Annotated in this window: 20 protein-coding genes and 2 tRNA genes; 13 read left to right on the forward strand and 9 right to left on the reverse strand. The window is 61.3% G+C overall.

Going from position 1 to position 25,122, the window contains the following annotated elements; translation table 11 throughout:
- Positions 1–191: 191 nt before the first annotated feature.
- From yidC to rpmH, 4 genes are all read right to left on the reverse strand, one after another.
- Positions 192–1,148 carry a membrane protein insertase YidC gene (gene yidC, locus GBB18_RS05535; protein WP_151549758.1) on the reverse strand — a complete coding sequence of 319 codons (957 nt, stop codon included), beginning with the start codon at positions 1,146–1,148 and terminating at the stop codon, positions 192–194.
- Positions 1,149–1,306: 158 nt separating this feature from the next.
- Complete coding sequence (yidD, locus tag GBB18_RS05540; RefSeq protein WP_151549759.1) at positions 1,307–1,618, reverse strand: membrane protein insertion efficiency factor YidD; 312 nt, start codon at positions 1,616–1,618, stop codon at positions 1,307–1,309.
- Positions 1,554–1,940: a ribonuclease P protein component gene (gene rnpA / locus GBB18_RS05545; protein WP_151549760.1), complete on the reverse strand. Its 387-nt coding sequence runs from the start codon at positions 1,938–1,940 to the stop codon at positions 1,554–1,556. The genes yidD and rnpA overlap by 65 nt, the downstream gene beginning before the upstream one ends.
- An 83-nt stretch (positions 1,941–2,023) precedes the next feature.
- Entirely contained in the window at positions 2,024–2,167 is a 144-nt protein-coding gene (rpmH, locus tag GBB18_RS05550; protein ID WP_083878205.1) for a 50S ribosomal protein L34, read from the reverse strand.
- A 1,483-nt stretch (positions 2,168–3,650) separates the two neighbouring features.
- Between rpmH and dnaA the strand changes: the two genes are divergently transcribed.
- The 5 genes from dnaA to gyrB all read left to right on the forward strand — a co-directional run bounded on the left by dnaA (position 3,651) and on the right by gyrB (position 11,574).
- Positions 3,651–5,411 (forward strand): chromosomal replication initiator protein DnaA, encoded by a 1,761-nt coding sequence (dnaA, locus tag GBB18_RS05555; protein WP_151641011.1) that lies wholly within the window; start codon positions 3,651–3,653, stop codon positions 5,409–5,411.
- Between the two features lie 765 nt (positions 5,412–6,176).
- Positions 6,177–7,382: a DNA polymerase III subunit beta gene (gene dnaN, locus GBB18_RS05560; RefSeq protein WP_151549762.1), complete on the forward strand. Its 1,206-nt coding sequence runs from the start codon at positions 6,177–6,179 to the stop codon at positions 7,380–7,382.
- 10 nt (positions 7,383–7,392) lie between these two features.
- On the forward strand, positions 7,393–8,637 hold the full coding sequence (gene recF, locus GBB18_RS05565) for a DNA replication/repair protein RecF (RefSeq protein WP_151641012.1): 1,245 nt from the start codon (positions 7,393–7,395) through the stop codon (positions 8,635–8,637).
- 98 nt (positions 8,638–8,735) lie between these two features.
- Positions 8,736–9,338: a DciA family protein gene (locus GBB18_RS05570; RefSeq protein ID WP_225990251.1), complete on the forward strand. Its 603-nt coding sequence runs from the start codon at positions 8,736–8,738 to the stop codon at positions 9,336–9,338.
- Between the two features lie 166 nt (positions 9,339–9,504).
- The gene (gene gyrB, locus GBB18_RS05575; RefSeq protein WP_151641013.1) at positions 9,505–11,574 is read left to right on the forward strand and encodes a DNA topoisomerase (ATP-hydrolyzing) subunit B; all 2,070 of its coding nucleotides are present in this window, start codon (positions 9,505–9,507) and stop codon (positions 11,572–11,574) included.
- Positions 11,575–11,675: 101 nt separating this feature from the next.
- On the opposite strand, the gene GBB18_RS05580 is transcribed toward gyrB, so the two are convergent.
- Positions 11,676–12,125: a hypothetical protein gene (locus GBB18_RS05580; RefSeq protein WP_151549765.1), complete on the reverse strand. Its 450-nt coding sequence runs from the start codon at positions 12,123–12,125 to the stop codon at positions 11,676–11,678.
- Positions 12,126–12,538: 413 nt separating this feature from the next.
- Between GBB18_RS05580 and gyrA the strand changes: the two genes are divergently transcribed.
- From gyrA to GBB18_RS05610, 6 genes are all read left to right on the forward strand, one after another.
- Positions 12,539–15,151, forward strand: a complete 2,613-nt coding sequence (gene gyrA, locus GBB18_RS05585) for a DNA gyrase subunit A (protein WP_151529669.1) — start codon at positions 12,539–12,541, stop codon at positions 15,149–15,151.
- Positions 15,151–15,495 (forward strand): DUF3566 domain-containing protein, encoded by a 345-nt coding sequence (locus GBB18_RS05590; RefSeq protein ID WP_151641014.1) that lies wholly within the window; start codon positions 15,151–15,153, stop codon positions 15,493–15,495. Before gyrA ends, GBB18_RS05590 begins: the two co-directional genes overlap by 1 nt.
- 156 nt (positions 15,496–15,651) lie before the next feature.
- Positions 15,652–15,725 (forward strand) — tRNA-Ile (locus GBB18_RS05595).
- Positions 15,726–15,752: 27 nt separating this feature from the next.
- Positions 15,753–15,825, forward strand: a tRNA-Ala gene (locus tag GBB18_RS05600).
- A 209-nt stretch (positions 15,826–16,034) separates the two neighbouring features.
- Positions 16,035–16,367 carry a PRC-barrel domain-containing protein gene (locus GBB18_RS05605; protein ID WP_192795936.1) on the forward strand — a complete coding sequence of 111 codons (333 nt, stop codon included), beginning with the start codon at positions 16,035–16,037 and terminating at the stop codon, positions 16,365–16,367.
- Between the two features lie 31 nt (positions 16,368–16,398).
- Complete coding sequence (locus GBB18_RS05610) at positions 16,399–18,174, forward strand: bifunctional ADP-dependent NAD(P)H-hydrate dehydratase/NAD(P)H-hydrate epimerase (RefSeq protein WP_151641016.1); 1,776 nt, start codon at positions 16,399–16,401, stop codon at positions 18,172–18,174.
- A 136-nt stretch (positions 18,175–18,310) separates the two neighbouring features.
- Here GBB18_RS05610 and GBB18_RS05615 read toward each other — a convergent pair whose 3' ends face one another.
- Positions 18,311–19,117, reverse strand: coding sequence for a hypothetical protein (locus GBB18_RS05615; protein ID WP_151641017.1), 807 nt, complete (start codon positions 19,115–19,117; stop codon positions 18,311–18,313).
- A gap of 92 nt (positions 19,118–19,209) precedes the next feature.
- Between GBB18_RS05615 and GBB18_RS05620 the strand changes: the two genes are divergently transcribed.
- Together GBB18_RS05620 and GBB18_RS05625 are read left to right on the forward strand one after the other, a co-directional pair.
- Positions 19,210–19,740, forward strand: coding sequence for a peptidylprolyl isomerase (locus tag GBB18_RS05620; RefSeq protein WP_151549822.1), 531 nt, complete (start codon positions 19,210–19,212; stop codon positions 19,738–19,740).
- Positions 19,741–19,893: 153 nt separating this feature from the next.
- Complete coding sequence (locus tag GBB18_RS05625) at positions 19,894–20,577, forward strand: rhomboid family intramembrane serine protease (RefSeq protein ID WP_151641018.1); 684 nt, start codon at positions 19,894–19,896, stop codon at positions 20,575–20,577.
- 587 nt (positions 20,578–21,164) lie between these two features.
- Here GBB18_RS05625 and crgA read toward each other — a convergent pair.
- From crgA to GBB18_RS05640, 3 genes are all read right to left on the reverse strand, one after another.
- Positions 21,165–21,431, reverse strand: a complete 267-nt coding sequence (gene crgA / locus GBB18_RS05630) for a cell division protein CrgA (protein ID WP_151529660.1) — start codon at positions 21,429–21,431, stop codon at positions 21,165–21,167.
- A 204-nt stretch (positions 21,432–21,635) separates the two neighbouring features.
- Positions 21,636–23,684: a Stk1 family PASTA domain-containing Ser/Thr kinase gene (gene pknB, locus GBB18_RS05635; RefSeq protein ID WP_151549771.1), complete on the reverse strand. Its 2,049-nt coding sequence runs from the start codon at positions 23,682–23,684 to the stop codon at positions 21,636–21,638.
- Positions 23,684–25,111, reverse strand: a complete 1,428-nt coding sequence (locus GBB18_RS05640) for a serine/threonine-protein kinase (protein ID WP_151641019.1) — start codon at positions 25,109–25,111, stop codon at positions 23,684–23,686. Before GBB18_RS05640 ends, pknB begins: the two co-directional genes overlap by 1 nt.
- Positions 25,112–25,122 lie beyond the last annotated feature (11 nt).

Below are 25,122 nucleotides of genomic sequence, written 5' to 3' on the forward strand. Positions count from 1 at the left end.
CATCCCTTTCCTCATCCTCGGCGCTGGCTGTATCTCCTGCCCAGCCAGACTGCACTGTATTCATCACTATACGTTGCCCTATGCGGCCTTTCCCAAGGGGGAATATGCATCGCGGCCCAGCATCTCTGCGAGGAGGATGCTGGGCCGCGGGGGCTTACTAGGTCGCTGAACTCTAGGACGCTTGAGCGCGTTTAAGAGTTAGTGCCCTTCTTCGGGTTCTTCGGCTTCTGGCCAGGGCGAGGAGCAGTGGTGCGCTTCGCTTCGCGCTTGCGGGCGAGCTCTTCTTCCTCCTCGGCGTCGACCTTGGCAAAGATCCAGCGCTGCTGGAAGAAGGTCCACACGTTGTTCGATGCCATGTAGAAGAGCAGACCGATGTGCCAGAAGACACCAGTGAAAAGGATGATGCCGGGCATGAACCAGAGCATCATCTTGTTCATCATCTGCATCTGGGTGGCCATCATGTCATTCTGCGGGGCCTTGGTCTTGCCGGACCGGCGGCGCTCCTCCTGGCGGGAGATCGACAGGCGGGCGTTCATGTGGGTTGCGAAGACCACGATGAGAATCAGCGGTGCGGCGACGGCAATGATCTTGGCGCGGGTGAAGTCCACGGTGCCGAAGGCGCCGAACATCTCATTGGGCATGGAGATATAGGAGGACAGCGGCACTCCGAAGATACGAGCATCGAGGAAAGACTGCACCTCATCGACGCCGAAGATGTAGTTCGGCGTATTGCGGTTGACCTCAATGGACAGGCCCAGCTGGGTGCCTCCGGTACCGGTGCGGTTGAAGGAACGCAGCACGTGGAACAGGCCGATGAACACCGGCATCTGCACGAGCAGCGGGATACAGCCGGCGATGGGGTTGACACCCATCTCCTTCTGCAGCTTGCGCGACTCCTCCATCATCTTGGCTTGGTCGTTCTTGTACTTCTCGCGGATGGCCTGCATCTTCGGCTGCATCTCTTGCATCTTCAGCGTCGAGCGCATCTGCTTGAGCATGGGCCTGACGAGGAAGGCACGGATGGTCACCGTCAGAAGAACGATGGCGAGCACCCAGGACACACCCGAGTCGGGGTCGAGGACATAACTGACCACCTTGTGCCAAAACCACAAGATGGCAGAAATTGCATAATAAATAGGATCCAGCACGGCGTTCTGAATGCTCCTTTAGCTGCTACGTGGTGTGATCATCGTTCAGGGTTCAGCAGCGCGCCGCTCGGCGCCTGCGTCGTGCCGCAGAAAAACTACAGCCACATGGGGTGTTCGCTCGCGCCGCCACCGGCGGCACATATGCGTGTATTATTCCATCATTTTCTCTGCACTGGGGGCACGGGGTCATAGCCGCCCGGATGCCAAGGACCACACTTACTCAGACGAATCACGGTGAGCAGCACCCCACGCAACGCCCCAAAGCGCTGCAAGCTGCCCAGCGCGTAGGCGCTGCAACTCGGTTCGAAGCGGCAGCTCGGGCCGCTTTTGAGTCCAGAAAGATACTTCTGGTACAGCCGCACCGCACCGACCAACACCGCGGTCAGCGGGCCACGCCGAGTGGGCCTAGTGGGACTGTGCGGTGCGCTCGGCGAAGCGTCGTCGACTGCGTGCGAGTGCTCGTCTAACATCGTCCTCTAATTTCCCTGCGGGGGCATCGGCGCTGGCAGGCAGCGCTCGGATGACCACTCGGTCCGTGCGATCGAGCTCGTTGGCGAGCTCGGCACAGATATGCCGCAGCCGCCGGGCGACGCGGTGACGAATCACAGCATTCCCGACGGCTTTAGACACGATGAGCCCAAAATGCGGCCCACCAAAGCTCACCTGAGGCTCCCGCTCCTCGCAGGCGCGCGAATAATAAGCAACCACGCGCTTGGTTCCGGCCCGGCTTGCGCCGGAGACAACCTGCGAAAACTCCGCAGAGGAACCAATTTTGAGGTTCTTCGGAAGCATCAGTGCGCCCCTCGAGTAATTTTTCGGTGGCGAGGCCCCGGGCCACAGAGTGCGTGGCGCCGTCGCCTCACGGGAAAAGAAAACTACGCGGTGAGGCGAGCACGGCCCTTGCGGCGACGTGCAGCGACGATAGCGCGACCGGAACGGGTGCGCATACGAGTACGGAAACCGTGGACGCGGGCACGACGACGGTTATTGGGCTGGAAAGTCCGCTTGCCCTTAGCCATAGGTCAAACACTCCTTGAAAGTTTGCTGTCATAAGCTCCGCGCTGCTCAGCACTAGAGACCCAGACCACAATGGCGGACTGAGACGCTGGCGCTGCGCGACGCCTAAGGAACTCATGAGATGAATTCTCTTCTTCCCCTCTTCCGCCGAAGCGAAACAGGATGCAGATCGATACTTCAGCTTCCGCAACGAGGTAGTCACCCACCTCCGAGCCGGCGCTCGGATCAGCGCACTGTACCGCCGAAGTATCGTCCACACGCGGCCCCGCCCACCCCATCTGCAAGGCTCAACCTCAGGTTGAACCCGCGATGCAGCTGCGTGACCGCAATAGACCTAGACAGAATACGGTATGGCCGTCGTGAATAACAAGTTGCCACGCGAATAAGATTAGTGGCGCTAGCTGGGCGAACTTACATCCCTGTGCTTTTCCCGCTGTAGCTGTGCTGCAACCAGGACACCATCGCGGACGGACTTGTACGGCCCCGAACTCGGCACAAATAGTACGGGTGTACTGGTATTTAGGTGATTCCACCAGTACCCACATCCAAGAGTGTAAAGCCCCCTCGGCCACGCTCCCCGCGCTCTGCCCGCACGGCCACCGAGGAAGAGCCACGGCGCTACAGCGGGGGGAGAATGAGCATTTTTTACCCCTGAAATACTGCCGATGTAATTCTCGGCTCGACCCTCGGCACTCCTCTGCTCCCGCTCCTGCGGCAATGCCGATGCGCAACAGAAAAAGAGCATGTCATCGCAATGTGGGATTATCGACTTTCCGGCCGAGGGTACGGAGATAACGATAATTACAGTATTGATATTCCCCGCGATTGTTGGACTGTATCCACCACCGGCGGGTAACAATGGAAACCGTGAATTAAACACAGCTGTGAACACCCCGTGGCTGTGGATAACTCTAAAGCTGAAGTTGAGACTTCCCTGAGCCCGGCGCTTTGATGCAGCTCAGAACCCATTTTTTCGGCGATTTAGTTATGCACAGGCTCTCGACTAGGCTGTGGATAGCGCTTGTGCAGTCCAGTTATCCACAGCTGTGGATAACGTTGTGGAAAACTCCGCATCACCATGGAGTTCGGCTATGTCGGCTCTGTGCACACGGCGGTGTAATCACACAACCGTGCATCCACAGCGAAGCGTTCTTTCCGACTGAGATAACCCGCTTTTTCTGGGGGTTATGAACAGGCTCGGAAAGGCCGTCGGGGAGAGGGGAGACCGGCTTTAAGCGCGCGTGCGCCTTGAGGCTTTGGTTTTTCCTCGCTTCGCCGCGATAGCGGTGAGCTAAGGGTGCCCATGGCTGGTGGCTGCAGCTCCTTTCGAGGACACCGTTATTCGGAAACGACCTCCTCGCTGGGAAAACGTATCGTGCCTGTGTGGCAGGGATGGTGCGGATGTGTCGTTTCCGCGTGCCATCACCCGGTGGTGGTGCTGTGCCCGTGATTGTCCGTCCACCCGTGTAGTAAGGGGCTTTCCCTGTGACAGAGCATTCTGGTTCTCTCGCCCAGACGTGGCAGAGCGTGATTAACGATCTGTTGGCGCTGTCTGAGCAACCCTCCTCTGGGATCGGACCAATTAGCGCCCGCCAGCGCGGTTTTCTCAGCCTCGTCACCCCGGTGGCCTTGGTGCCGGGCTATGCGGTGCTCGCCGCGCCTCATGCGATGGCGAAAAGCGTCATTGAGCAGGACTTGGGACCTGCGCTGACCTCTGTTCTCACCACCCATATGGGCCGCCCGACGGGGCTGGCCGTCAGCGTCAATCCGGAAGCAATCATGCCGGAGACCGCCGCCCCCGAGCAGCCCGCGGACTATTCCGAGCACGCCGAACACGCCGAGCACCACCCAGATCCCCACCGGGCGGCCAGCAGCGCGGCCACGGAGATGCTCAATAACGACAATGCAGCTGTCGTCCCGCCGCCGAGCAGCGCGCAGACGCTCTCGCAGCCTACCGCGCACTCCGAGGGCGACAGCCCGCAGCAGCAGTGGGCGGATCAGGGCTGGCCGGAGAAGAATTGGCAGGAAAGCCATGCCAACTATCCCGAACAACCGCAGCACTCCGAGCCCGGCCAGCATGGGGCTCAGCACCATGATTCGCTGGCGCAGCGCGGCCACGACGCCTCGGTGGGTTTCGGGCACCCGGTAACCAATCCGCAGGCAGCAGCACCGCAGCGCTATACTCGCGAACAGCCGGCCCCCAAGGCATCCTCGGAAGGATCGCTGAATCCGAAGTACACCTTCGATTCCTTCGTTATCGGATCCTCCAATCGTTTCGCCCATGCCGCGGCAGTCGCGGTGGCGGAGACCCCAGCGAAAGCCTTCAACCCGCTGTTCATCTGGGGCGGATCAGGACTGGGGAAAACCCACCTTCTACACGCTGCGGGCCTTTACTCGCAGGTACTGCAGCCGGGCCTGCGCGTGAAGTATGTCTCCAGTGAGGAATTCACTAATGACTACATCAACTCGGTGCGCGATGACCGCCAGGAAGCCTTCAAGCGGCGCTACCGCAACCTCGACATCCTCATGGTTGATGACATCCAATTCCTCGAGGGCAAAGAGGGAACGCAGGAAGAGTTCTTCCACACCTTCAACGCCCTCCACCAGGCGGATAAGCAGATCATTTTGTCCTCGGACCGACCCCCGAAGGAGCTGACCACTCTCGAGGATCGTCTGCGCACCCGTTTTGCCGCGGGGCTGATCACCGATATTCAGCCCCCGGACTTAGAAACCCGCATCGCCATTTTGATGAAGAAGGCCCAAGACGATGGCACCCAAGTGCCCCGGGATGTGCTGGAGCTGATCGCCAGCCGCTTCGAGTCCTCTATTCGTGAACTCGAGGGGGCGCTGATTCGGGTGGCGGCGTTTTCTTCGCTGACCAATCAGCCGATCACCATCGAGCACGCCGAGGTGGCGCTGCGCGACATCATGCCGGAGAACAAGCACGTCGAGATCACCGGGCAGACCATCATCACCGCCACGGCTAATTACTTCGATATCTCGGTGGACACCATCACCGGCACGAGTAAAACCCATGCGGTGGTCCATGCCCGCCAGCTGGCCATGTACATCTGCCGCGAGCTCACGGCTCTCTCCTTGCCCCAGATCGCCGAGAAATTCGGTGGTAAGAACCACACCACCGTGATGTATGCGGTGCGCAAGATCAAGAACGAGATGCAAGAAAATCGCGAAACCTACGATCAGATCCAGGAGCTCACCCAGCTGATCAAGAATGGCTCCGCTTAGCGAGGCCTACGAGCCAGGCTTTTTAGCCAGACTTTCACCCCCGCGGGGTAGGGTAGGAGCGCCTTCTGCCCGCCGCGGCCCCCAGCGCCCGTGTACACAGTGTGTGGCACGGGCGCTGTGTCGTATCTGTACTGGGCGAAGGCGCCGCAGAGGTGGCGTCGATACGCGCGCTGGGGGCGTTATTCACAGAGTTATTCACAGTTGTGTAATTACAGAATTGTCATTTACTGTCCGTTCGGAGAAACCGCAGGTCGCCGCCTGTGCATAAGTAGCGATTTTCTGTTGTTCGCAGCCGCCTCGACGGTGCATGGATTGTGCACAACGAGCAGGGGTCGAAAGTTGTGCACAACCCCCTCTAGTTATGCACCTGTTATGCACAGCCTGGAACACATGCCGCAACGCTAGGGTGAGCTGCGCGGATCGTGGAATTACACAGATTGCACAGCACCTACTGCTACTACCAAAGAAAGTTATGGATTGATCTAAGAAGAAATAGGGGGTGTGGACGCGGCGCCGATTCCTGTCATTCACCGCACCCGCCACGGCGGCACGCCGCGAGGTGCGGGGAGGCGGAATCACATATCCCCTCCCGCGCGGATCCCGGTTTATAGCGGAGTGTGATTCTTGTAGGCTGGGAGAGAAGAACAATTGTTTTGCTGCCGATGAGCCGATACTGGACCATATTGGCCGTATCGCCGAGGACCTGATACCGAGGTTTCTTGGCTGCTCAGCGGCTGCTTGTGCTTGAAGGAGCCTCAGCTAAGCATGGAATCGCAGCCTGTGTCTTTCCGAGTGTCGAAAGATGACTTTTCCGCAGCCGTGGGCTGGGTCGCTCGTAGTTTGCCCACCAAGCCCACCCAGCCGGTACTTCGCGGCATGGTGATTAGCGCCGACGATGACGGCCTCACCTTGGCCGGATTCGACTATGAAGTATCCACCAAGGTCAGCATCTCGGCGGAGATCGATGAGCCGGGCCGCATCGCCGTTCCCGGCAAGCTGGTCTCGGATATTGTGAGTTCGCTGCCAAATAAGCCCATCGAGGTGCGCACCGACGAGTCGAAGGCATTTTTCCGCTGCGGTTCCTCCAGCTTTGAGCTCCCGCTGATCCCGCTGGATGATTATCCTGCGCTGCCCACGCTGCCGGAGGTGACCGGCCGAGTGAACCCGAGCCTCTTCAACGAGGCCGTGTCTCAGGTGGCCATCGCCGCTGGTAAAGACGACACGTTGCCGATGCTCACCGGCGTGCACATGAAGGTGCAGGGAAAGAACGTGGTCATGGCCGCCACCGACCGTTTCCGGCTCGCGGTGCGGCGCTTCGAGTGGGAGCCAGTGGCCGATGACGTCGAGGCCGCCCTGCTCATCCCGGCGAAAACCCTGCAGGAAAACGCCCGATCCATCGATCCCTCGCTCAACGAGAACGTGGAGATCGCCGCTGGTACCGGCGAGAAGGTGGGCGCCGATGGTCTCTTCGGCGTGCATACCCGCAACCGCCAGACCACCACCCGCATGCTGGATGCGGAGTTCCCGAACTACGATCCGCTCCTGCCGAAGGTGCACACCTCTTTGGCAACCGTGGCTATCGGCCCGCTTCTCGACGCCATCAAGCGTGTCTCCCTCGTGGCCGAGCGCAATGCGCAGATCCGCATGCACTTCTCCGAGGGCCAGGTGGTGTTGGCTGCCGGTGCCACCGATTCCGGCCACGCCGAGGAGTCGCTGCCCTGTGACTATCAGGTGGGCGAGGGCGCCGAGGGCCAGGATTCCCTGCTCATCGCCTTTAACCCCTCCTATCTCAAGGAGGGCCTCAACGCCATGCCGGGACAGCGCGTGGTCTTTGGTTTTACCGCTCCGTCGCGCCCAGCGATCATCATCCCCGAGCCGGAAGAAGCCATCGAGGCTAATTCCGCTGGTGAGTTCCCCACCCCGGGGTCGGAATTCACCTATCTGCTGATGCCGGTTCGCCTGCCGGGCTAATTCTTCCGCGGTGTACATTCGGCATCTCAGCCTGCGCGATTTCCGCTCGTGGCCGAGCCTCGAGATCGATCTGACCCCCGGGATCACGGTGTTTACCGGCCGCAATGGGCACGGCAAAACAAACATTGTGGAGGCGGCCGGCTATGTGGCGCATCTCGGCTCCCACCGGGTCTCTACCGATGCGCCGCTGGTGCGCGAGGGCGCGCAGGCGGCACGGGCATCGGCCACGGTGGTCAACGATGGCCGCGAACTCGCAGGGCATGTGTTGATTAAGGCCCGCGGCGGCAATCAGGCCGGCATTAATCGCACCAAGCTCAAAAGCACCCGCGAACTGCTCGGCGTGCTCAAAACCGTGATGTTTGGCCCCGAGGATCTCAGCTTGGTGCGCGGCGAACCCGCCGAGCGCCGCCACTATCTGGATGCGATTATTGCCTCGCGCAAACCGCGGATCGCGGGGGTCAAGGCGGATTATGACAAGATCGTGCGCCAGCGCAATGCGCTGTTGAAGTCGAACTATGCCGCGCTGCGCCGCGGCTATTCCGCCGATGATGGCGCCGCCACCTTGGCCACCCTCGATTCCTGGGATATGCAGCTGGCCAGCTGCGGCGCGATCGTCCTCGAGGAGCGTCTGCGCACCATTGAGCAGCTGCAGCCATTGGTGACCGGCGCCTATAGTGGGCTGGCCCCAGAATCTCGGCCGGCGTCGATCGCCTATGATTCCTCGCTCAATGACACCTTGGCAGAGGTGGAGGGCCGGCCCGATCGGGGAGTGCTGGAGGCGGCGTTGATGGCGCGTCTGGCGGCGGTACGCACGAATGAGATTGAACGCGGTATCACCCTGGCCGGGCCGCATCGGGATGATATTCAGCTCATGTTGGGCGGCCAGCCGGCCAAGGGCTTTGCCTCCCATGGCGAGACGTGGTCCATGGCCTTGGCCCTGCGGCTCGCGGAGTTTCATCTGCACCGCGGCGATGGCACAGATCCGGTGCTCATCCTGGACGATGTTTTTGCCGAGCTGGATGCGCGCCGCCGCGCCCAGCTCGTGGGGCTGGCCCAGGACGCCGAGCAGGTGCTCATCACCGCAGCCGTGGGCGATGACCTGCCCGATAATCTGGATGAGCACATCGCTGCTCGCTACTTCGTGGAGGCCGTCGCCGATCCAGAGGGCAAGGAGCACGCTCGCTTATCGACGCTCACTCCCATGCCCCTCGACCCTCCTGCCGTGGCTGAGCCCGAGGTGGGTGCGTCGTCGTGAGCGACAAGCAGCAGCCACCGGCCGCGGCGCAGCCGAAGGAAACGAGACCCGAGTCGGCCCCTAAGGGCGCGGCACCGGCGCCGTCCCGCCCGGCGGATCTGATTAGCCGCTCTTTTCAGGCGGTGCGCACCGAGGCGAAAAAGCGGCGGGGCTATGTGCCGGATTTATCGCGGCAGCGCCGCGATACCACTCGCCGCCTGGATTCTGATCGCGCCGATTCCTCGGCGATGTTGCAGCGTATGGGCTTGGATAAGTCCTCCTCGGCGCCGCGTTCGTGGCGGTTGCGGCGCGGCTCGAATACCGTGCTGCGCGCCACCGGCCCGGATGGGCGGGCGCTGCGCCGAGCCCGCACCTTCTCCTCGGTGGGGGAGGTGCTCTCGGAGGAAATTACGGCCCGAGGCTGGGGCAAGGATTTAGCCAATGGCTGGGTGCAGACCCACTGGCCGGAGCTAGTGGGGCCGACGATCGCCGGCTATGCCGTGGTGGAAAGGGTGAAGGGAACCACCGTCTACGTACGCTGTGCCACCACCCCGCAGGCGACGAATCTGCGCGCCATGCAGCGCATGATCCTAGCCAAAATCGCAGAAAAAGTTGGTCCCAATGTGGTTACTACCTTGAAGATTCACGGCCCCGAGGCACCCAGCTGGCGTCATGGCCCGCTGCACGTGAAGGGCCGCGGGCCGCGCGATACCTACGGATAGGCCACGGGCCGGTGCGTCTAACCCGCTCTGTTTCTGCCTGAGAGCGAATGAGGCGCCAGGCAAGTAGGGGGATAGCTCATCGGGGAGTGAAGGCGGTGATTGGGCCTGTAGGGGTGTAATATGGAGGGGTCTAATTAATCTGTTTCAAGGAGTTTGAGTAATTACAGTGGCTAGCACCGAACACATTTATGATGCCTCCTCAATTACCATCCTCGAAGGTCTTGAGGCAGTGCGTAAGCGCCCCGGCATGTACATCGGTTCCACCGGTGAGCGCGGCCTCCACCACCTGGTGTGGGAGGTCGTGGATAACTCCGTCGATGAGGCCATGGCCGGCTATGCCACCAAGGTGAAAGTCACTCTCTTGGAGGATGGCGGCGTGGAAGTCGTCGACGATGGCCGTGGTATTCCCGTGGAAATGCACCCCTCGGGCGCGCCGACCGTGCAGGTGGTTATGACGCAGCTGCACGCCGGCGGCAAGTTCGACTCGGAGTCCTATGCGGTCTCCGGTGGTCTTCACGGTGTGGGTATCTCGGTGGTCAATGCGCTCTCGACGCGTGTTGAGGCGGATATCAAGCGCGATGGCAAGCACTGGTTGCAGAACTTCAGGAACGCGATTCCGGAGGAGCTGGAGGAGGGCGGCAACGCCCGCGGCAGCGGCACCACGGTTCGTTTCTGGCCGGATCCGGAGATCTTCGAAACGACAGAGTTTAAGTTCGACACCATCGCCCGCCGCTTGCAGGAAATGGCCTTCCTGAACAAGGGTTTGAAGATCGAGCTGATCGATAAGCGCGTCTCCGATGCCGAGGCCGAGCTCGATGCCCTCGCTGAGGCCGGCGAGGACGCCGCCGCCATTGATACTCCTTCCTTGGATGATATCGATGAGCAGGAAGAAACCCGCGAGGCGCTCGGCGATGGCGCCAAGGATAAGCCCGGGAAGAAGAAGGACAAGGTCCGTGAGTTTTTCTACCCTGAGGGCCTGATTAACTACGTCGAGTATCTCAACGATACGAAGACCCCGATCCACCCCACCATCATCGGTTTTGATGCCAAGACCGAGGAGCACGAGGTGGAGATCGCGATGCAGTGGAATAAGGGCTTTAAGCAGTCCGTGCACACCTTCGCGAACACCATCAACACCATCGAGGGCGGCACCCACGAAGAGGGATTCCGCGCGGCCCTGACCGGTTTGATGAACCGCTATGCCCAATCCCACAAGCTGCTCAAGGAAAAGGACGGCAAGCTCACCGGCGAGGACTGCCGCGAGGGCTTGGCCGCGGTGATTTCCGTGCGCGTGGCTGATCCTCAGTTCGAGGGCCAGACCAAGACCAAGCTCGGTAATACCGAGGTGCGGTCCTTCGTGCAGAAGATGGTGAATGAGCACATCGCGGACTGGTTGGAGGCCAACCCGGCCGAGGCGAAGGTGATCATCAACAAGGCGCTGGCGTCTGCGCACGCCCGCCAAGCTGCCCGTCGTGCCCGTGATCTGGTGCGGCGCAAATCCGCCACCGATCTTGGTGGCCTGCCCGGTAAGTTGGCCGATTGCCGTTCGAAGGATCCGGTGCGTTCCGAGCTCTACATCGTGGAGGGTGACTCCGCAGGTGGTTCCGCGAAGTCCGGCCGTGATTCGATGTTCCAGGCCATTTTGCCGCTGCGCGGCAAAATCCTGAACGTGGAGAAGGCCCGTTTGGATCGCGTGCTGAAGTCCAATGAGGTGCAGGCCATCATCACTGCTCTCGGCACGGGTATTCATGATGAGTTCGACATCAACAAGCTGCGCTATCACAAGATCGTGCTGATGGCCGACGCCGATGTGGACGGCCAGCACATCGCGACCTTGCTGCTAACGCTGCTCTACCGCTTCATGCCGCAGCTGATTGAGGAAGGCCATGTGTTCTTGGCCCAGCCGCCGCTGTACAAGCTGAAGTGGGGCAAGGGCCGGCCTGGTTTCGCCTTCTCCGATGGCGAGCGCGATGAGCAGCTGGCCGCCGGCCTGGCCGAGGGCCGCAAGATCAACAAGGATGACGGCATCCAGCGCTATAAGGGTCTGGGCGAGATGAGCGCCAAGGAGCTATGGGAGACCACCATGGATCCCGAGACCCGTATTCTCCGCCGCGTGGATGTGGGCGATGCCCAGGCCGCCGATGAGCTCTTCTCCGTGCTCATGGGCGACGATGTGCGCGCCCGTCGCAGCTTCATCACCCGCAATGCTAAGGATGTGCGCTTCCTCGATATCTAGGATCGCCCGCTGCGTTGTCACGCAGCCCGCATCAAGCACACCACCCGCCTCCTGCACTGCAGGAGGCGGGTGGTGGTGTATCGCGGTGAAGATAGGGCCGTTTAGCTGGCGTGCTTGTGGATGATCTCTCCGGTTTCGAAGAGGGAGTCGGTGATGAGCTTCTCGCTCTTGCCACGGACCGAGGAGTAGACCTTCTTCAGCGGCGCGGCCGAGATCTTATCGGCGTTGCGGTCCGCCACGGTCATGATGGAGTTGACCACCTCGGTGGAGTTCTCCTCGAGGTAGGTGCCGAAGCTGTGACCAGCCCCCGGCTCCTGGAACTTCTGCCAGTAGGGGTCCAACTCATCGGCCATTTCGGGGAGCAGGCGGCGGGCAGCCTTATTCACGATGTCCGAATCCACCTTCTTGGCGGCGGCGAGGGCACCTGTGATCAGCTTGCCGGAGATACCGCTTTGCTCCTGCACCTTCTTCTCCACCAGGGCGCTGAAGTCGGAAACGACCGCGTTGGTGGTGTCATCGTCCTTGGTGAGCAGTTCGCGTAAATGTTGCATGCCCCTCATGGTACGGGCTCTGAACTGCAGATAACGCAACATCCTTGTAGTTCCACATTTTTCGGCGCACCTGAGAAATGTGGAACTACAAGGATCGTATTCGCGTGTTGTGACTCTTCCGCCACAGCTCAGCCGACCACCTCAGTAGTCACATGCTTTCACTGCAATCACAACTGCAACATAGCTTACATGAGCAGAGGGGCGGCGCCAAGAGAACGGGGAATCATTTTCTTTCTCTGTGCGCGCCTGAGAGCCTCTATGCGGGCCGGAAGGGTGGTGTGAGTTCGATCATAGTAGCGTCGATAAGCGAAAAAATGCGTCTAAATCGCGCTCAGTGCCACTCTGCGGCGAAAAGGGGAGTAGAATGGCGGAGATTGGATTCTGAGAAACCCAAACCATAAGAGGTGACGCGCGTGAGCGATGACAATCAGGGCGGCGAGAGCTTATTCGACCGCATCGAACCCATCGATATCAATGAGGAGATGCAGTCGAGTTATATCGACTACGCCATGTCTGTCATTGTTGGTCGAGCGCTGCCGGAGGTGCGCGACGGTCTCAAGCCGGTGCACCGCCGTATTTTGTACTCGATGTTTGACTCCGGCTATCGCCCGGAGCGCGGCTATGTGAAGTCGGCGCGCCCAGTGGCCGACACTATGGGTCACTATCACCCGCACGGTGACTCCGCGATTTATGACACCCTGGTGCGTATGGCCCAGCCGTGGTCCATGCGCTATCCGCTGGTGGATGGCCAGGGTAACTTCGGTTCTCGCGGTAATGACGGCCCGGCCGCCATGCGTTATACCGAGTGCCGTCTCACGCCGTTGGCCATGGAGATGGTGCGCGATATCCGCGAGAACACCGTGGATTTCTCCCCGAACTATGACGGCAAGACCCTCGAGCCGGATATTCTTCCCTCGCGCGTGCCGAATCTGTTGATGAATGGCTCCGGCGGTATCGCCGTGGGTATGGCCACCAACATCCCGCCGCACAACCTCAACGAGCTGGCCGAGGCCATTTATTGGATTCTTGCCCATCCCGAGGCCGATGAGAAGTCGGCGCTCGAGGCGTGCATGGAGCGCGTGAAGGGCCCCGATTTCCCGACCGCAGGGTTGATTGTGGGCGATGAGGGCATCAAGGATGCCTACACCACGGGCCGTGGCTCGATTCGCATGCGCGGTGTCACCAGCATTGAGGAACTGGGTAACCGGCAGATCATCGTGATCACCGAGCTGCCCTACATGGTGAATCCCGATAATCTGGTCTCCTCGATTGCGGAGCAGGTCAAGCACGGCAAGCTGGCGGGTATCTCCAGCGTGGACGATGAGTCCTCCGATCGCGTCGGCCTGCGCATCGTGGTGACCCTTAAGCGCGACGCGGTGCCGCGCGTGGTGCTGAATAACCTATTCAAGCACTCCCAGCTGCAAACCAGCTTCGGTGCGAACATGCTCTCCATTGTGGATGGTGTGCCGCGTACCCTGCGCCTGGATCAGATCCTCAAGCAGTACGTGAAGCACCAGATCGATGTGATCGTGCGTCGTACCCAGTACCGCCTCGACGAGGCCGAGAAGCGCGCCCATATCTTGCGCGGTTTGGTCAAGGCACTGGACATGCTGGATGAAGTGATCGCCCTCATCCGACGTTCGCCCACCGTGGATGATGCCCGCACCGGTTTGATGACGCTGCTGGATGTCGACGAGATCCAGGCAGACGCTATTTTGGCCATGCAGCTACGTCGCCTCGCCGCTCTGGAGCGGCAGAAGATCGTGGACGAGCTAGCCGAACTGCAGGCCCTCATCGAGGATCTGCAGAGCATTCTGGCCTCCCCCGAGCGCCAGCGCACCATCGTGCGCGAAGAGCTCGAGGAGATCGTGCGCAAGTACGGCGATGAGCGTCGTACCCAGATCGTGGCTGCCTCCGGCGATGTCACCGAAGAAGACCTCATCGCCCGCGAGAACGTGGTGGTCACCATCACCTCCACCGGCTATGCCAAGCGCACCAAGGTGGATGCCTATAAGTCGCAGCGACGCGGCGGCAAGGGCGTGCGCGGCGCCGAGTTGAAGCAAGAAGACATTGTGCGCCACTTCTTCGTCTGCTCCACGCACGACTGGATTCTCTTCTTCACCAACTTTGGCCGGGTCTATCGCTTGAAGGCCTATGAGCTGCCCGAGGCATCGCGAACCGCGCGCGGCCAACATGTGGCGAATCTGCTGGAGTTCCAGCCGGAAGAAACCATCGCGCAGATCATTCAGATCCAAACCTATGACGATGCCGAGTACCTCGTCTTGGCTACCCAGCAGGGTCGGGTGAAGAAGTCCAAGCTGCACGATTATGAGTCCAACCGTTCCGGCGGGTTGATCGCCATCAACCTCAACGATAACGACAAGCTCATCGGCGCCACACTCTCTAATGGCGATGATGACATCCTGTTGGTCTCCGAAAAGGGGCAGTCCATTCGCTTCACTGCCGATGATGATGCGCTGCGCCCGATGGGTCGTGCCACCGCCGGTGTGAAGGGCATGCGTTTCCGCGACGATGACCAGTTGCTCTCCATGACCCGCGTGGACAATGGAGAGTTCCTCTTGGTGGCCACCTCCGGCGGCTATGGCAAGCGCACCCCGATGGAGGAATACCCCACCCAAAACCGTGGCGGTATTGGCGTGGTCACGCTCAAGCACACTCCGAAGCGCGGCAAGCTGATCAGCGCCTTGGCTGTGGATGAGGACGATCAAATCTTCGCCATTACCTCCGCTGGCGGTGTGATCCGCACCGAGGTGAACCAGATCCGCCCGAGCTCCCGCTCGACCATGGGCGTGCGTCTGGTGGACCTGGCAAAGGATGTCGAGGTCTTGGCTATCGACCGCAATGTCGAGGACGAGGGCGAGGAAAACGCCACCGCCGTGGCCACCGGCCAGGCCGAGTCCCCGACCGCTGCCCGGGCGCGCAAGACCGGAGAAGATGACGCCACCGCGGACCCCATTCCCGGAGTGGAAGGTCTCAGCGACAACGATGAGTCCGAGGAGGACTAATGAGTAGTCGGAGAGTCGCCGTGCGGCATATTTCTCCGCTGTCTGCGTTTAAGACAGCGCTGGCCCTATCGCTCACGGGACTAGCTGCTTGGATCATCTGTGTGATCGTGCTCTATTTGGGGCTCGATGCCGCTGGGGTGTGGGATAAGGCCAATGAAGTGATTGCAGGCGTCGGTGGCGAGCAGGTACTGAATTTCGGCATCACGGTCTCGCTCGCGACGCTGGTGGGTGCGATCCTCGCCCTGATCGCCACCTTCCTTGCGCCACTCGGGGCGATCATCTACAACGCAGTGGTTGATCTCTTCGGAGGCGTCGTGATCACCATCGGCGACGCCGAGGACTAAAACGCTGCTTTTCGCGTGGTAGCGCCAGCGGCTCCGGCACGGATTCACCAGTGCTCGGAGCCGCTGGCATATACTGATAGAGATGCCTAAAAACGCACTATGACCAGCGGATTTGGTGTTGTTGCCCTTTCTGGGTAAAGTTCTTACACGTTCCAAGGGCCTATAGCTCAGTCGGTTAGAGCGCATCGCTGATAACGATGAGGTCGCAAGTTCGATTCTTGCTAGGCCCACTGCGAAGCCCTCGGGTTTCGTTGCTTGGGGCATTAGCTCAATTGGTAGAGCACCTGCTTTGCAAGCAGGAGGTCAGGAGTTCGATTCTCCTATGCTCCACAACTCACATTCCCCCTAGTGGTTATCCACTAGGGGTTTTGTTGTGTCTGGGCGGTGGGCGGGAAAATCAGTGGCCGTCACTGCGTTGCGCTGGGTATTCTGGATCCATCGCGGTGAGAAGAATGAGGCTTACGGCGATAGAACAGCTCACCCGCCGTGGTTGTGCCGCGGCCGCCGTGGAATACGCACCCAAGAAAAGAGGTTCTCCCGTGTCTCAGCATGAGATCTCCGCGCTGAATGATGCCACCGCATACGATAGTGACGGCGAGAAACTGGGCGCCGTGGAGGAGGTATTCATCAATGATGCCACCGGCCAGCCCAAGTTCGTGGAGGTCTCTCATGGCCTCTTCGGTATGAAGTCGAGCGTGGTGCCGCTGCTCGGCCACCGCCTCGAGGAAGAGCAGCTGCACCTGGCTTTTCCCTTAGAGCGCATCAATGGCGCCCCTAATTTCGATGGCGCCCATATCAGCCCCGAGCAGGAAGAACGCCTCTACCGCCACTATGGCATTGCGGACGCCGAGGATAGCGAGAGCTACTCCTAGCCTTCGCCTGGCGGGATTATCCTTGGTGGGTATGAGCCTTTCCGTATGCGATCTTCTTGGTAGTCCCACCCGCACGCTGAGTAGCCCGGCCACCGTCGCCGAGATTCGCGCTGCCGAACAGCCTCTCCTCGATGCTCAAGGCAGCGTCGATGAGCTGATGCGTAGTGCCGCCAGCACGGTGGCGCGGGTCGCCAGCGCCATGCTGGGCGATGCTCAGAGACTTATCGACGCCCCCTCCCAGCCCCACATCCTGGTTCTCGCAGGAGCCGGTGGCAATGGCGGGGATGGGCTGTATGCGGCCGCCATGCTGCGCGAGCAGGGCTGGACACAGGTGAGCGCCTATCGGGTGAGCAGCTCGGTACACGCCTCAGCGTGGCAGCGTTTCCTCGACGCGGGGGGAACGGTGGTGAGCGATCCCGCCACCATGGGCCGGGTGGATCTGCTCATTGATGCCATCACGGGTATCGGAGCGCGGCCCGGCCTACGACCAGAAGCCGCCGCGGTGCTGCAGGGGCTTGATGTGGCCCAGGTGCTGGCCGTGGATATCCCCTCGGGAGTGGCCGCCGATAGTGGCGCGGCGGGGGAGCAGCACATTAATGCGGATGTGACGGTGAGTTTCGGGGCGCCGCGCCTGGCCCATGTGCTCTCCCCAGCGTGCGGCACGGTGCTCATAGGCGATATCGCCCTCGACAGCGCTACGATGCCGCCGCTATCCGAGCTGATTGCCCAGCAGATTGCGCGGCGGCGCGCCTGCACTGGCCTGCGCGCGGTCTATGGCAGAAGCCAGTTGCAGCTCGAGGGCTATGAGTGCGTAGGTGGCCACCACGGCATCGCGGATCTATCGCCGGGGCCGGAGGATGATAAGTACAGTGGCGGAGTGGTGGGGATTCTCGCCGGATCTGAGGACTATATCGGCGCTGGGGTGCTGTGTGCGACGGCCGCGGTGCGGGCCAGCAGCTCCATGGTGCGCTATGTGGGGGCGCTGCGAGCGAGAGTCGTGGAACGCCTCCCGGAGGTGGTCTCTCATCCCAGCCTTGGTGAATGCGGCCAGGTGCAGTGCGTGGTGGTGGGGCCCGGACGCGGCACAGATGAGAGGGCGCGCGAGGAATTACTGACCGCGCTGTCCATGGATGTTCCGGTGGTGGTGGACGCCGATGCGATCACCCTGCTGGCTGAACTGCCGAAGCTGCGCGCCGCATTAGCCGCCCGGCAGGCGCCCACCGTGCTCACTCCCCATGCTGGGGAGTTCGAGCGCCTGGCCGCCGCCCTCGACGATGAGCTGCCGGGGCTGAGTGAACACCGCGTGGAGGCCTGCGAGAAGCTGGCCGCCCTCCTGGGTATCACGGTCTTGCTCAAGGGGCATGCGACGATCATCGCTGATCCGCAGCAGAGCACCATCGTTCATACGGGTGTGTCCTGGGCAGCGACGGCCGGCTCGGGTGATGTACTGGCGGGGATTCTCGGCGCCCATCTCGCCTGGGCGGAGGCCACCGAGCACATCGACACTATCGAGGCGGTGGTCTCGGCGGTGCTGGTGCACTCTGTGGCCGCGGCACTCGCGGCGCACACCCCCTATGGGCCGGCGCCGACGAGCGCCAGCGCCATCGCCGAGAGTATTCCTGCCGCGACGGCCGCGCTCATCGCGCACCGAAAAAACGCCCAGGCGCTAGAGACCTTCGAGAACGCCGCGTTCATAGTGCAGGGGCGTGATACCGAGGTTCGTCGTGCAGTCCTCAACGCGGATGGGGAGGAGGCGATGATCGCCGCCATGTCTGCACGGTTCATAGCTTCCCTACAGAGAGGCTAGAAGGCCTGCGAAGGGGCGTTGCATAGTCCAACTGGTCTATCACGGTATGGGCCGGAAACTGGGGCATAAGAAAAACCGCCTGCCCGAAGGGAAGGCGGTTCTGCTCGCCGCGGCTATACGCAGCGTGAAGAAGTGTTTAGTTCTTCTCGTTGTCGCCGTACTTGGCGTCTACCTCGGCGGAGAGGATCTCATGCGCCTGGGCGGAGCTGGAGCGCTCATCGGTCCAGCTTTCTACCTCGGCCTCATTATCGAGCTCACCCACACCGGTGTTGGGCACGGCAGGATCGAGGGAATCGGCAACCTTTTCATCGAAGGGCTTCTCCGGGGTGGCCACCTCGGCATCGGCGGGGGTCTCGGTGGAGTAGACCAGCTTCGGCTCCTCATCCGGTGTGGCGGTATCGAAGTCCTCCACGCGCGGCGGGACGGTCTGAACCTTTTCCTCCTCGCGGAAGAAGAAGTAGTACACGGCGGCGGCCACAGCGCTCAGCAGCGCCAGAACCGCGGCGATCGTGCCGAAGGTCTTTCTCTTCGCGCAGCCCTTGTCCTTCTTAAACTTCTTCTTGGCCTGTGCGGCTGCCTTCTTGGCATCCTTTTCCCGCTGCTTGGCCAGCTTGCGCAGTTGCTTGCCGGATTTTTTGGCGTTCTTCTCGGCCTCCTTGCGGAAGGAACCGGTCTGCGCCTTCGCCTTCTCGAGGCGCTTGGCGGCCTGGGCGCTAATGGCGGAGCCGCGCTTGTTCAGATCGGCTACACGCTTATCGACGTCCGCATTATCCACGGCCTCAGCTGCCGAATCATAGAGCTCCTGGCCCTTATCCACGGCCGCATGGGCGGCCTCTTGCAGGGCCTCATAGGCCTCATCAGCCTTCTGCGCGCGATACTCATTCAATGCAATAAGGCCCTTTTTAGCGGTTTGTGCGCCCTGGACGAGCAACATGGGATTCATAGTGGTGTTCCACCTTCCAATCTTTAGTTTCTTTAATAGATAGTCCCATCCTAGGTGCAGTGACGGTGCACATGCCACGTTTTTTCTCTACGATGAGGGCTATGACTCAGAAGACCGCAACTGCAACGATGCACACCAATTACGGTGATATCGTCATTGAACTCTTTGGCAACCACGCGCCCGTCACCGTCGAGAACTTCGTCGGTCTGGCCCAGGGCACCAAGGAGTACCGTGCCAACAACGCCAACGGCACCACCGAAGGCCCCTTCTACGATGGTGCTATCTTCCACCGTGTGATTAATGGCTTCATGATCCAGGGCGGCGACCCCACCGGCACCGGCCGCGGTGGGCCCGGCTACACCTTCGAGGACGAGTTCCACCCCGAGCTGCAGTTCGATCGCCCCTACCTCTTGGCCATGGCCAATGCCGGCCCCGGCACCAATGGCTCCCAGTTCTTCATCACGGTGGCGCCCACCCCGCACCTGAACAACCACCACACCATCTTCGGTGAGGTTGTGGACGAGGACTCCAAGGCTGTCGTGGACTCCATCGCCACGGTGCAGACCTCCATCCAGGATCGTCCGAATGACCCGGTGGTTATCGAGTCCATCGACATCCAGTAGGAGGGTAATCATCGCGGCGGGGCGCGGGCAGTGAACGTCGATAAGCGCGCTGCACGCCCCACCCCCGCGACGCCCCCCTCTCACCCTGTGACCCATCGCCGGCCTGTGGCCGTATGTGGCGATGGGTCTTTGCGTGTCTAGAGAAAGAGTGTCATGAATTCCTCCACTATTGCCCGCTGGTATCGCGAAGCGCCCGTGACCGTGGTGCTGGTTGCGCTCAACTGCGTGTTCTATCTGATCACCGCAGTCGAGTCGCTCTCCCTGCAGCACAACCTCGCACGCTCCGTGCTGGCCGAATACTTAGTATTCTTTCCGCCGCGAGCGGCGTATCTCGGCTTCGCCGGGCTGCTGCCCTCTGTGGGCTACGCCTTTATGCATGTGGGCCTCGCCCATCTATTGATGAACATGTTTTTGCTCTTTCTCATTGGCCGCGAGATCGAGCACTATGTGGGCGGCCGCGTGATGGTTGCCGCCTATTTCTGCTCCGTGGTGGGTACGGCCGCGTGCATCACCTGGGCCAGCCCCCTGACCTCTACCGCGGGAGCCTCGGGCGCGGTCTATGCGCTGATGGTGGTCTTTATGGTGCTCTGCCACCGCACCGGCCGTGATGTGCGCGGGCCGGCTGTGCTGTTGGCGGTGAATATCGTCTACACATTCATCGCAGTCAATGTATCGGTATGGGGCCATATCGGCGGCATCATCATGGGCGCCCTGCTCGCATGGCCGCTGGTGTATAGCACTAGGCAGCAACGCACCCCCATTGTTGGTCTTTTATGTGGGGCGAGCGTGTGTGCTCTGCTTGCCGGCTTCGCGAAGATATCCACAAGCATCTTGTGACAGGCGAGAAGAAACGCACCGACCGTTATCCCCATCGACAGGCAGGTTATGCCCAGTCGGTGGGGATAAGTGTTTTGTGGGCAAAGGCAGATAGACTGTGCACACCCGCTGTGGAGGCTGTGCATAATCTTCTGCGTGTAATTTAGCCAGACTCGAACGCACGCGCTTTCGAAACGCCTATGCCTGACCTGCGTTTGAGCAGATAGTTAGAACATTATTCAGCTGTGTGCACAGCGTGTTGAGTTAGTGCACAAAGTTATGCACAGGCTGTGCAGAACCGCTGAATTACAAGAATGTAAGCAGAATCCACAGAGTTATCCACAGGCTGTGCATAACTCTGTCGTTTTCTACACACATGCGCTATGCACAGCCTAGGTTGTGCATAACCCTGTGTAATTGTGCATAACTGCTCTCTCACATGGGGGTGGTGTGCACCGCCTGTGGTGTCTTTTTGGTGCGGCGGCGAACGTGCCGGCGGCCCGGTCCACGGCCTATGGCCGCTACTACGCAGCGGCGGCGGTGAGGGTGTGGGGCATGAAAAAAACCCGACTCCCCAGCGGAGTCGGGTTCTTTCTCGGTCTGCGTGGCTAGCGCCAGCCCATCGTCATCAGCAGCCCAATGATGAGCAGACCGAAGCCGATCGCGAAGTTGATCGGGCCGAGTTCACGCATGAGCGCGATCTGCGGGCCAGCCAAATAGTTCACTACCAGCCAGGCCAGGCCGAGCAAGATCAGCCCAAACATCAAGACCTTGTACCACAGCGGGGTACCGGAGGAATTGATCTTCACAGGGGTGCGGCTAGCCGTCGACGTCGACACCGTGGTCGAGCTCTGAGTAACCTTTGCCTTCGGCATATCTAGCCTTTCTTTTCTTTTCACAGTTCTCGGGCAGGTGCGCCCGTGGACGTCTCCTGCACACCCTACCAGCGTCGATAGAGTTTCTGAACACCGCACATGGCCGCCGTGTTCGCTCAGCTGGTGACAGTAGACAGCACACACCCGCCCTCACGCGCTGCGGCGGGGGCGGGTGTGCGACTCGAGCTGCGGTGCTCGCTGCGGTTAGGGCGCGAGTTCCAGCAGGGAGAAGCGATAGATCCGCAGGACCACTTCATCTTCATCCCCGATGCTTTCTCCGGCGGCGGGAACCTGGGAGGCCACGGTGTTCTGCTTCGTCAGATCATCGGTGGGCTCCTCTTCTTGGCGCACCTGGGCTTGGGTGCCCTTCCAGCCGGCGGCCCGCAGGGCGGCGACGGCCTGATTGACGTTCTTGCCGCGGAGATCCGGGACGGTGATCTGCTTCTTGCCATTGGACACGCGCACAATCACCGTCGAGCCCTTGGGTACCTTGGTGCCCTCGCCATTGACGCTCAGCACCGTGCCCTCCGGCTTATCGGATTCCACATACTCGGGCTGCGGAATAAAGCCGGCGGACTCGAGGTTGCCCACGGCCTGCTCGTATTTCATGCCGGTGAGCGAGGGGATGCGCACATTTTCCACACCGGTGGAGATGGTGATGCTCACCTCGGAGCCCTTGGACACGGCAGTACCGGCGGGCGGCGACTGCTCGATGATCTCGCCGGCGGGGGCGGTATCCGAGGGTTCCTCACGCGGGGTGGAGTTGAGCTTTAGTCCCGCCCGTTCGAGTTCCCTATTGGCGGCCTCGGTGGTGCGGCCGGTGATCTGCGGCACCTCCACGATCTCCTTACCCGAGGAGACGATCAGCGTCACCGTGGAGCCCTTGGGCAGGGTGGAGTCGGCGGAAGGATTCGTGCCCAGTGCCAGACCACGCGCCACATCCGGGCTGGGTTCCTCGGAGCGAATCACCTCAAACCCTGCCGAGCGCAGCCGCTGGGTGGCGACCTGCTCCTCGAGCCCGGCGATCGTCGGAACCGAGATAGAGCTTTCGGCCACCCGCTCCTCGCGGTTGCCAAAGTAGTCCACGGCGAAAGCGACACCAATACCCACCACCACGACGGCGAGGAGAGAGGTCAGCCACACGCCCCAGCGGGAGGACTTCTTCTTGCGATGCCCGCCCTGGGGGCTTTGCTGTGCCGGGGCCTGTTGGGCGGCGTACTGGTTATTGGCCGGGTACTCGTTCTGCGAGCCATAGTGCTGGCCGGCGGCACTGGCGGCCGCGGCAGAGATCTCACCGGAATCACCGATGATCGCAGTATGTGCCGGACCCTCGCCCTGGCGATGGGTGTTTTCCAGCTTGGCCCCCACCGGGCCGGAGAGGTGCATCTTCGCGGCATGGGTGACGGCGTTGCGCATCACCAGCTCGAGATCGGAGGAAAACTCCGCCGCCGACTGGTAGCGATCGCCCGGGTGCTTGGCCATGGCGGTGAGAATCACCGCATCAATATTGGTGGCCATGGTGGGGGCGAGATCGCTGGCGTACTCCGAGGGCGGAGTGGGGGTTTCGTGCACGTGCTGATAGGCGACATCAAAAGGCGACTCGCCCTCAAAGGGCGGCCGGCCCGTGATGGCTTCATAGAGCACACAGCCCAAGGCATACACATCCGAGCGGGCGTCAGCATTGCGGCCGCGCGCCTGCTCAGGGGAGAGATACTGGGCGGTGCCGATCACGGCAGAGGTTTGGGTCATTGCCGAGGTGGCGTCGTCAAGCGCTCGCGCAATACCGAAATCCATCACCTTCACCTGGCCGGTATTCGTGACCATGATGTTGGCGGGTTTGATATCGCGGTGAATGATGCCGGCGTCGTGCGAGGCCTGCAGAGCCGAACATACCGGGATCATTACCTGGGCGGCCTCGGATGGCGAATAGGGGCCGCGGTCGTGGACGATGCCGCGCAGGGTGGTGCCGTGCACTAGCTCCATCACGATATAGGGCACCGATACGCCATCGATGAGCTGCTCGCCCGTGTCATAGACCGCCACGATATTGGGGTGGTTCAACCGGGAAGAATTTTGGGCTTCGCGGCGGAAACGCTCGCGGAAATTCTCATCCCGCGCCAGCTCCATACGCAGCACCTTCAGCGCCACCTGGCGTCCCAAGAGCGTATCAGTGGCGGAATACACATCGGACATGCCGCCGTGCCCAATATTTTCTTGGGGATCATAGCGGCCACCGAAACTGGTGTGCATCATTATTGCTCGCCTCCTTCGTCGTTCTTGGGGGTGTCAGCCGGCGATGCCGGTTGGGTCGGCTGCGCCGGTTGCGCGGGTTGGGTGGGCTGCGTGGGCTGTGGAGGTGCCGGCTCCTCCGTCGGCTCCTGCGACGTGGTCACGCTCGGCTCGGATATTTCTTCTTCAGAGCTTAGCGTTGGGCTTTCGCGGCGCTCGGGGGTGATCGTCTCGATCACGGTCTCCGTCACCGGGGGCAATTTGCTTGTCGACGTCTCCTCGCTGGTGCTGCTCGTCTCCGTCGGCGCGGGCTGCCCCGTCGGTTGGCTAGTGAGATAGTACAGCAGCACGCCCATGCCTCCTACTAGCAGCAGCAGCACAAACAGCCACGGCCCGATGCTTTTCTTTTTCGCGGGCCGCTGCCCGGTCGGCTGCTGAGCCGCGCGGGGTGCCGCGGGCAGCATCTGCGGCCGTGGCGGGGTGACCGCCGGATTCACCGTGGTCGGTACCGTGGCATTGCCGAGCGCGGTGGTGGAGGATCCGGGGTGGTGTTGCGGTGCCTGACCAGCCACCGCCGCTGAGCGCGGCTGCGGCGGGCGTTTCTGAAAACGCACCGCGGAAATGGCGTGGGAAAGCTCATTGCCATCGGCGTAGCGACGCTGCGGATCCTTACGCAAACAGATCCCAATGAGCTCTCGGATCTGCGGGGCGATCTCCCGCGGCAGCACCGGCGGGGCCTCATTAATATGCGCAATGGCCACCGAGACCGTCGAATCCCCACTGAAGGGACGGTGGCCAGCGAGAATCTCATAGCCCACCACACCGAGAGAATAAACATCCGAACAGGCGGTCACCGGGTGGCCCTGGGCCTGTTCCGGGGAGACATACTGGGCGGTACCCACCACCATGCCGGTGCGGGTCAGCGGCACGGCCTCAGCCGCCTTGGCGATACCAAAATCGGTGATCTTTACCTGCCCGGACTCGGTGATGAGGATATTGCCGGGTTTAATATCGCGGTGTACCAAACCCATGCGGTGGATCACGGCCAGCCCGTGGGCGGCCTGCTCCAACACATCGAGGGCCTGCTCCTGCTCGAGCTTGCCGCGGCGGCGCAGCATATCCGCCAAGGACTCGCCGCGGACGTACTCCATGACGATGAAGCAGAACACATTGCCCGCAGGATCATCCGCCTCGCGGTAGTCGTAGGTGCCCACGACGTTCTCGGAATTGATGCTCTCCGCAGCCTCCGCCTCATTGCGGAAGCGGGTGAGGAATTCCTCATTGTCCGAAAACTCCGGACGCAGCACCTTAATGGCCACCTCGCGGCCGCTCTGGCTTTCCTTCGCCAGCCACACCGTGGACATACCGCCGTGTCCAATAATGAACTGCAGCTGATAGTCATCGCCGATGAGGGCCTGCACGCGGTCTAAGCCGGTGGAGTCATTACTCATAGTTGCTTTCT

Origin of the sequence: Corynebacterium sp. 11A, assembly GCF_008930935.1 — a bacterium.
Lineage (GTDB): Bacteria > Actinomycetota > Actinomycetes > Mycobacteriales > Mycobacteriaceae > Corynebacterium > Corynebacterium megadyptis.

Excerpts from the sequence above, each read along its gene's own strand:
- rpmH (WP_083878205.1), bottom strand. The coding sequence starts at position 2,167 with ATGGCTAAGGGCAAGCGGACTTTCCAGCCCAATAACCGTCGTCGTGCC.
- GBB18_RS05615 (WP_151641017.1), bottom strand. The coding sequence starts at position 19,117 with ATGAATCCCATGTTGCTCGTCCAGGGCGCACAAACCGCTAAAAAGGGC.
- GBB18_RS05580 (WP_151549765.1), bottom strand. The coding sequence starts at position 12,125 with ATGCAACATTTACGCGAACTGCTCACCAAGGACGATGACACCACCAAC.
- GBB18_RS05590 (WP_151641014.1), top strand. The coding sequence starts at position 15,151 with ATGAGTAGTCGGAGAGTCGCCGTGCGGCATATTTCTCCGCTGTCTGCG.
- yidD (WP_151549759.1), bottom strand. The coding sequence starts at position 1,618 with ATGTTAGACGAGCACTCGCACGCAGTCGACGACGCTTCGCCGAGCGCA.
- GBB18_RS05640 (WP_151641019.1), bottom strand. The coding sequence starts at position 25,111 with ATGAGTAATGACTCCACCGGCTTAGACCGCGTGCAGGCCCTCATCGGC.
- crgA (WP_151529660.1), bottom strand. The coding sequence starts at position 21,431 with ATGCCGAAGGCAAAGGTTACTCAGAGCTCGACCACGGTGTCGACGTCG.
- dnaN (WP_151549762.1), top strand. The coding sequence starts at position 6,177 with ATGGAATCGCAGCCTGTGTCTTTCCGAGTGTCGAAAGATGACTTTTCC.
- rnpA (WP_151549760.1), bottom strand. The coding sequence starts at position 1,940 with ATGCTTCCGAAGAACCTCAAAATTGGTTCCTCTGCGGAGTTTTCGCAG.
- pknB (WP_151549771.1), bottom strand. The coding sequence starts at position 23,684 with ATGATGCACACCAGTTTCGGTGGCCGCTATGATCCCCAAGAAAATATT.
- GBB18_RS05610 (WP_151641016.1), top strand. The coding sequence starts at position 16,399 with ATGAGCCTTTCCGTATGCGATCTTCTTGGTAGTCCCACCCGCACGCTG.
- GBB18_RS05625 (WP_151641018.1), top strand. The coding sequence starts at position 19,894 with ATGAATTCCTCCACTATTGCCCGCTGGTATCGCGAAGCGCCCGTGACC.
- GBB18_RS05620 (WP_151549822.1), top strand. The coding sequence starts at position 19,210 with ATGAGGGCTATGACTCAGAAGACCGCAACTGCAACGATGCACACCAAT.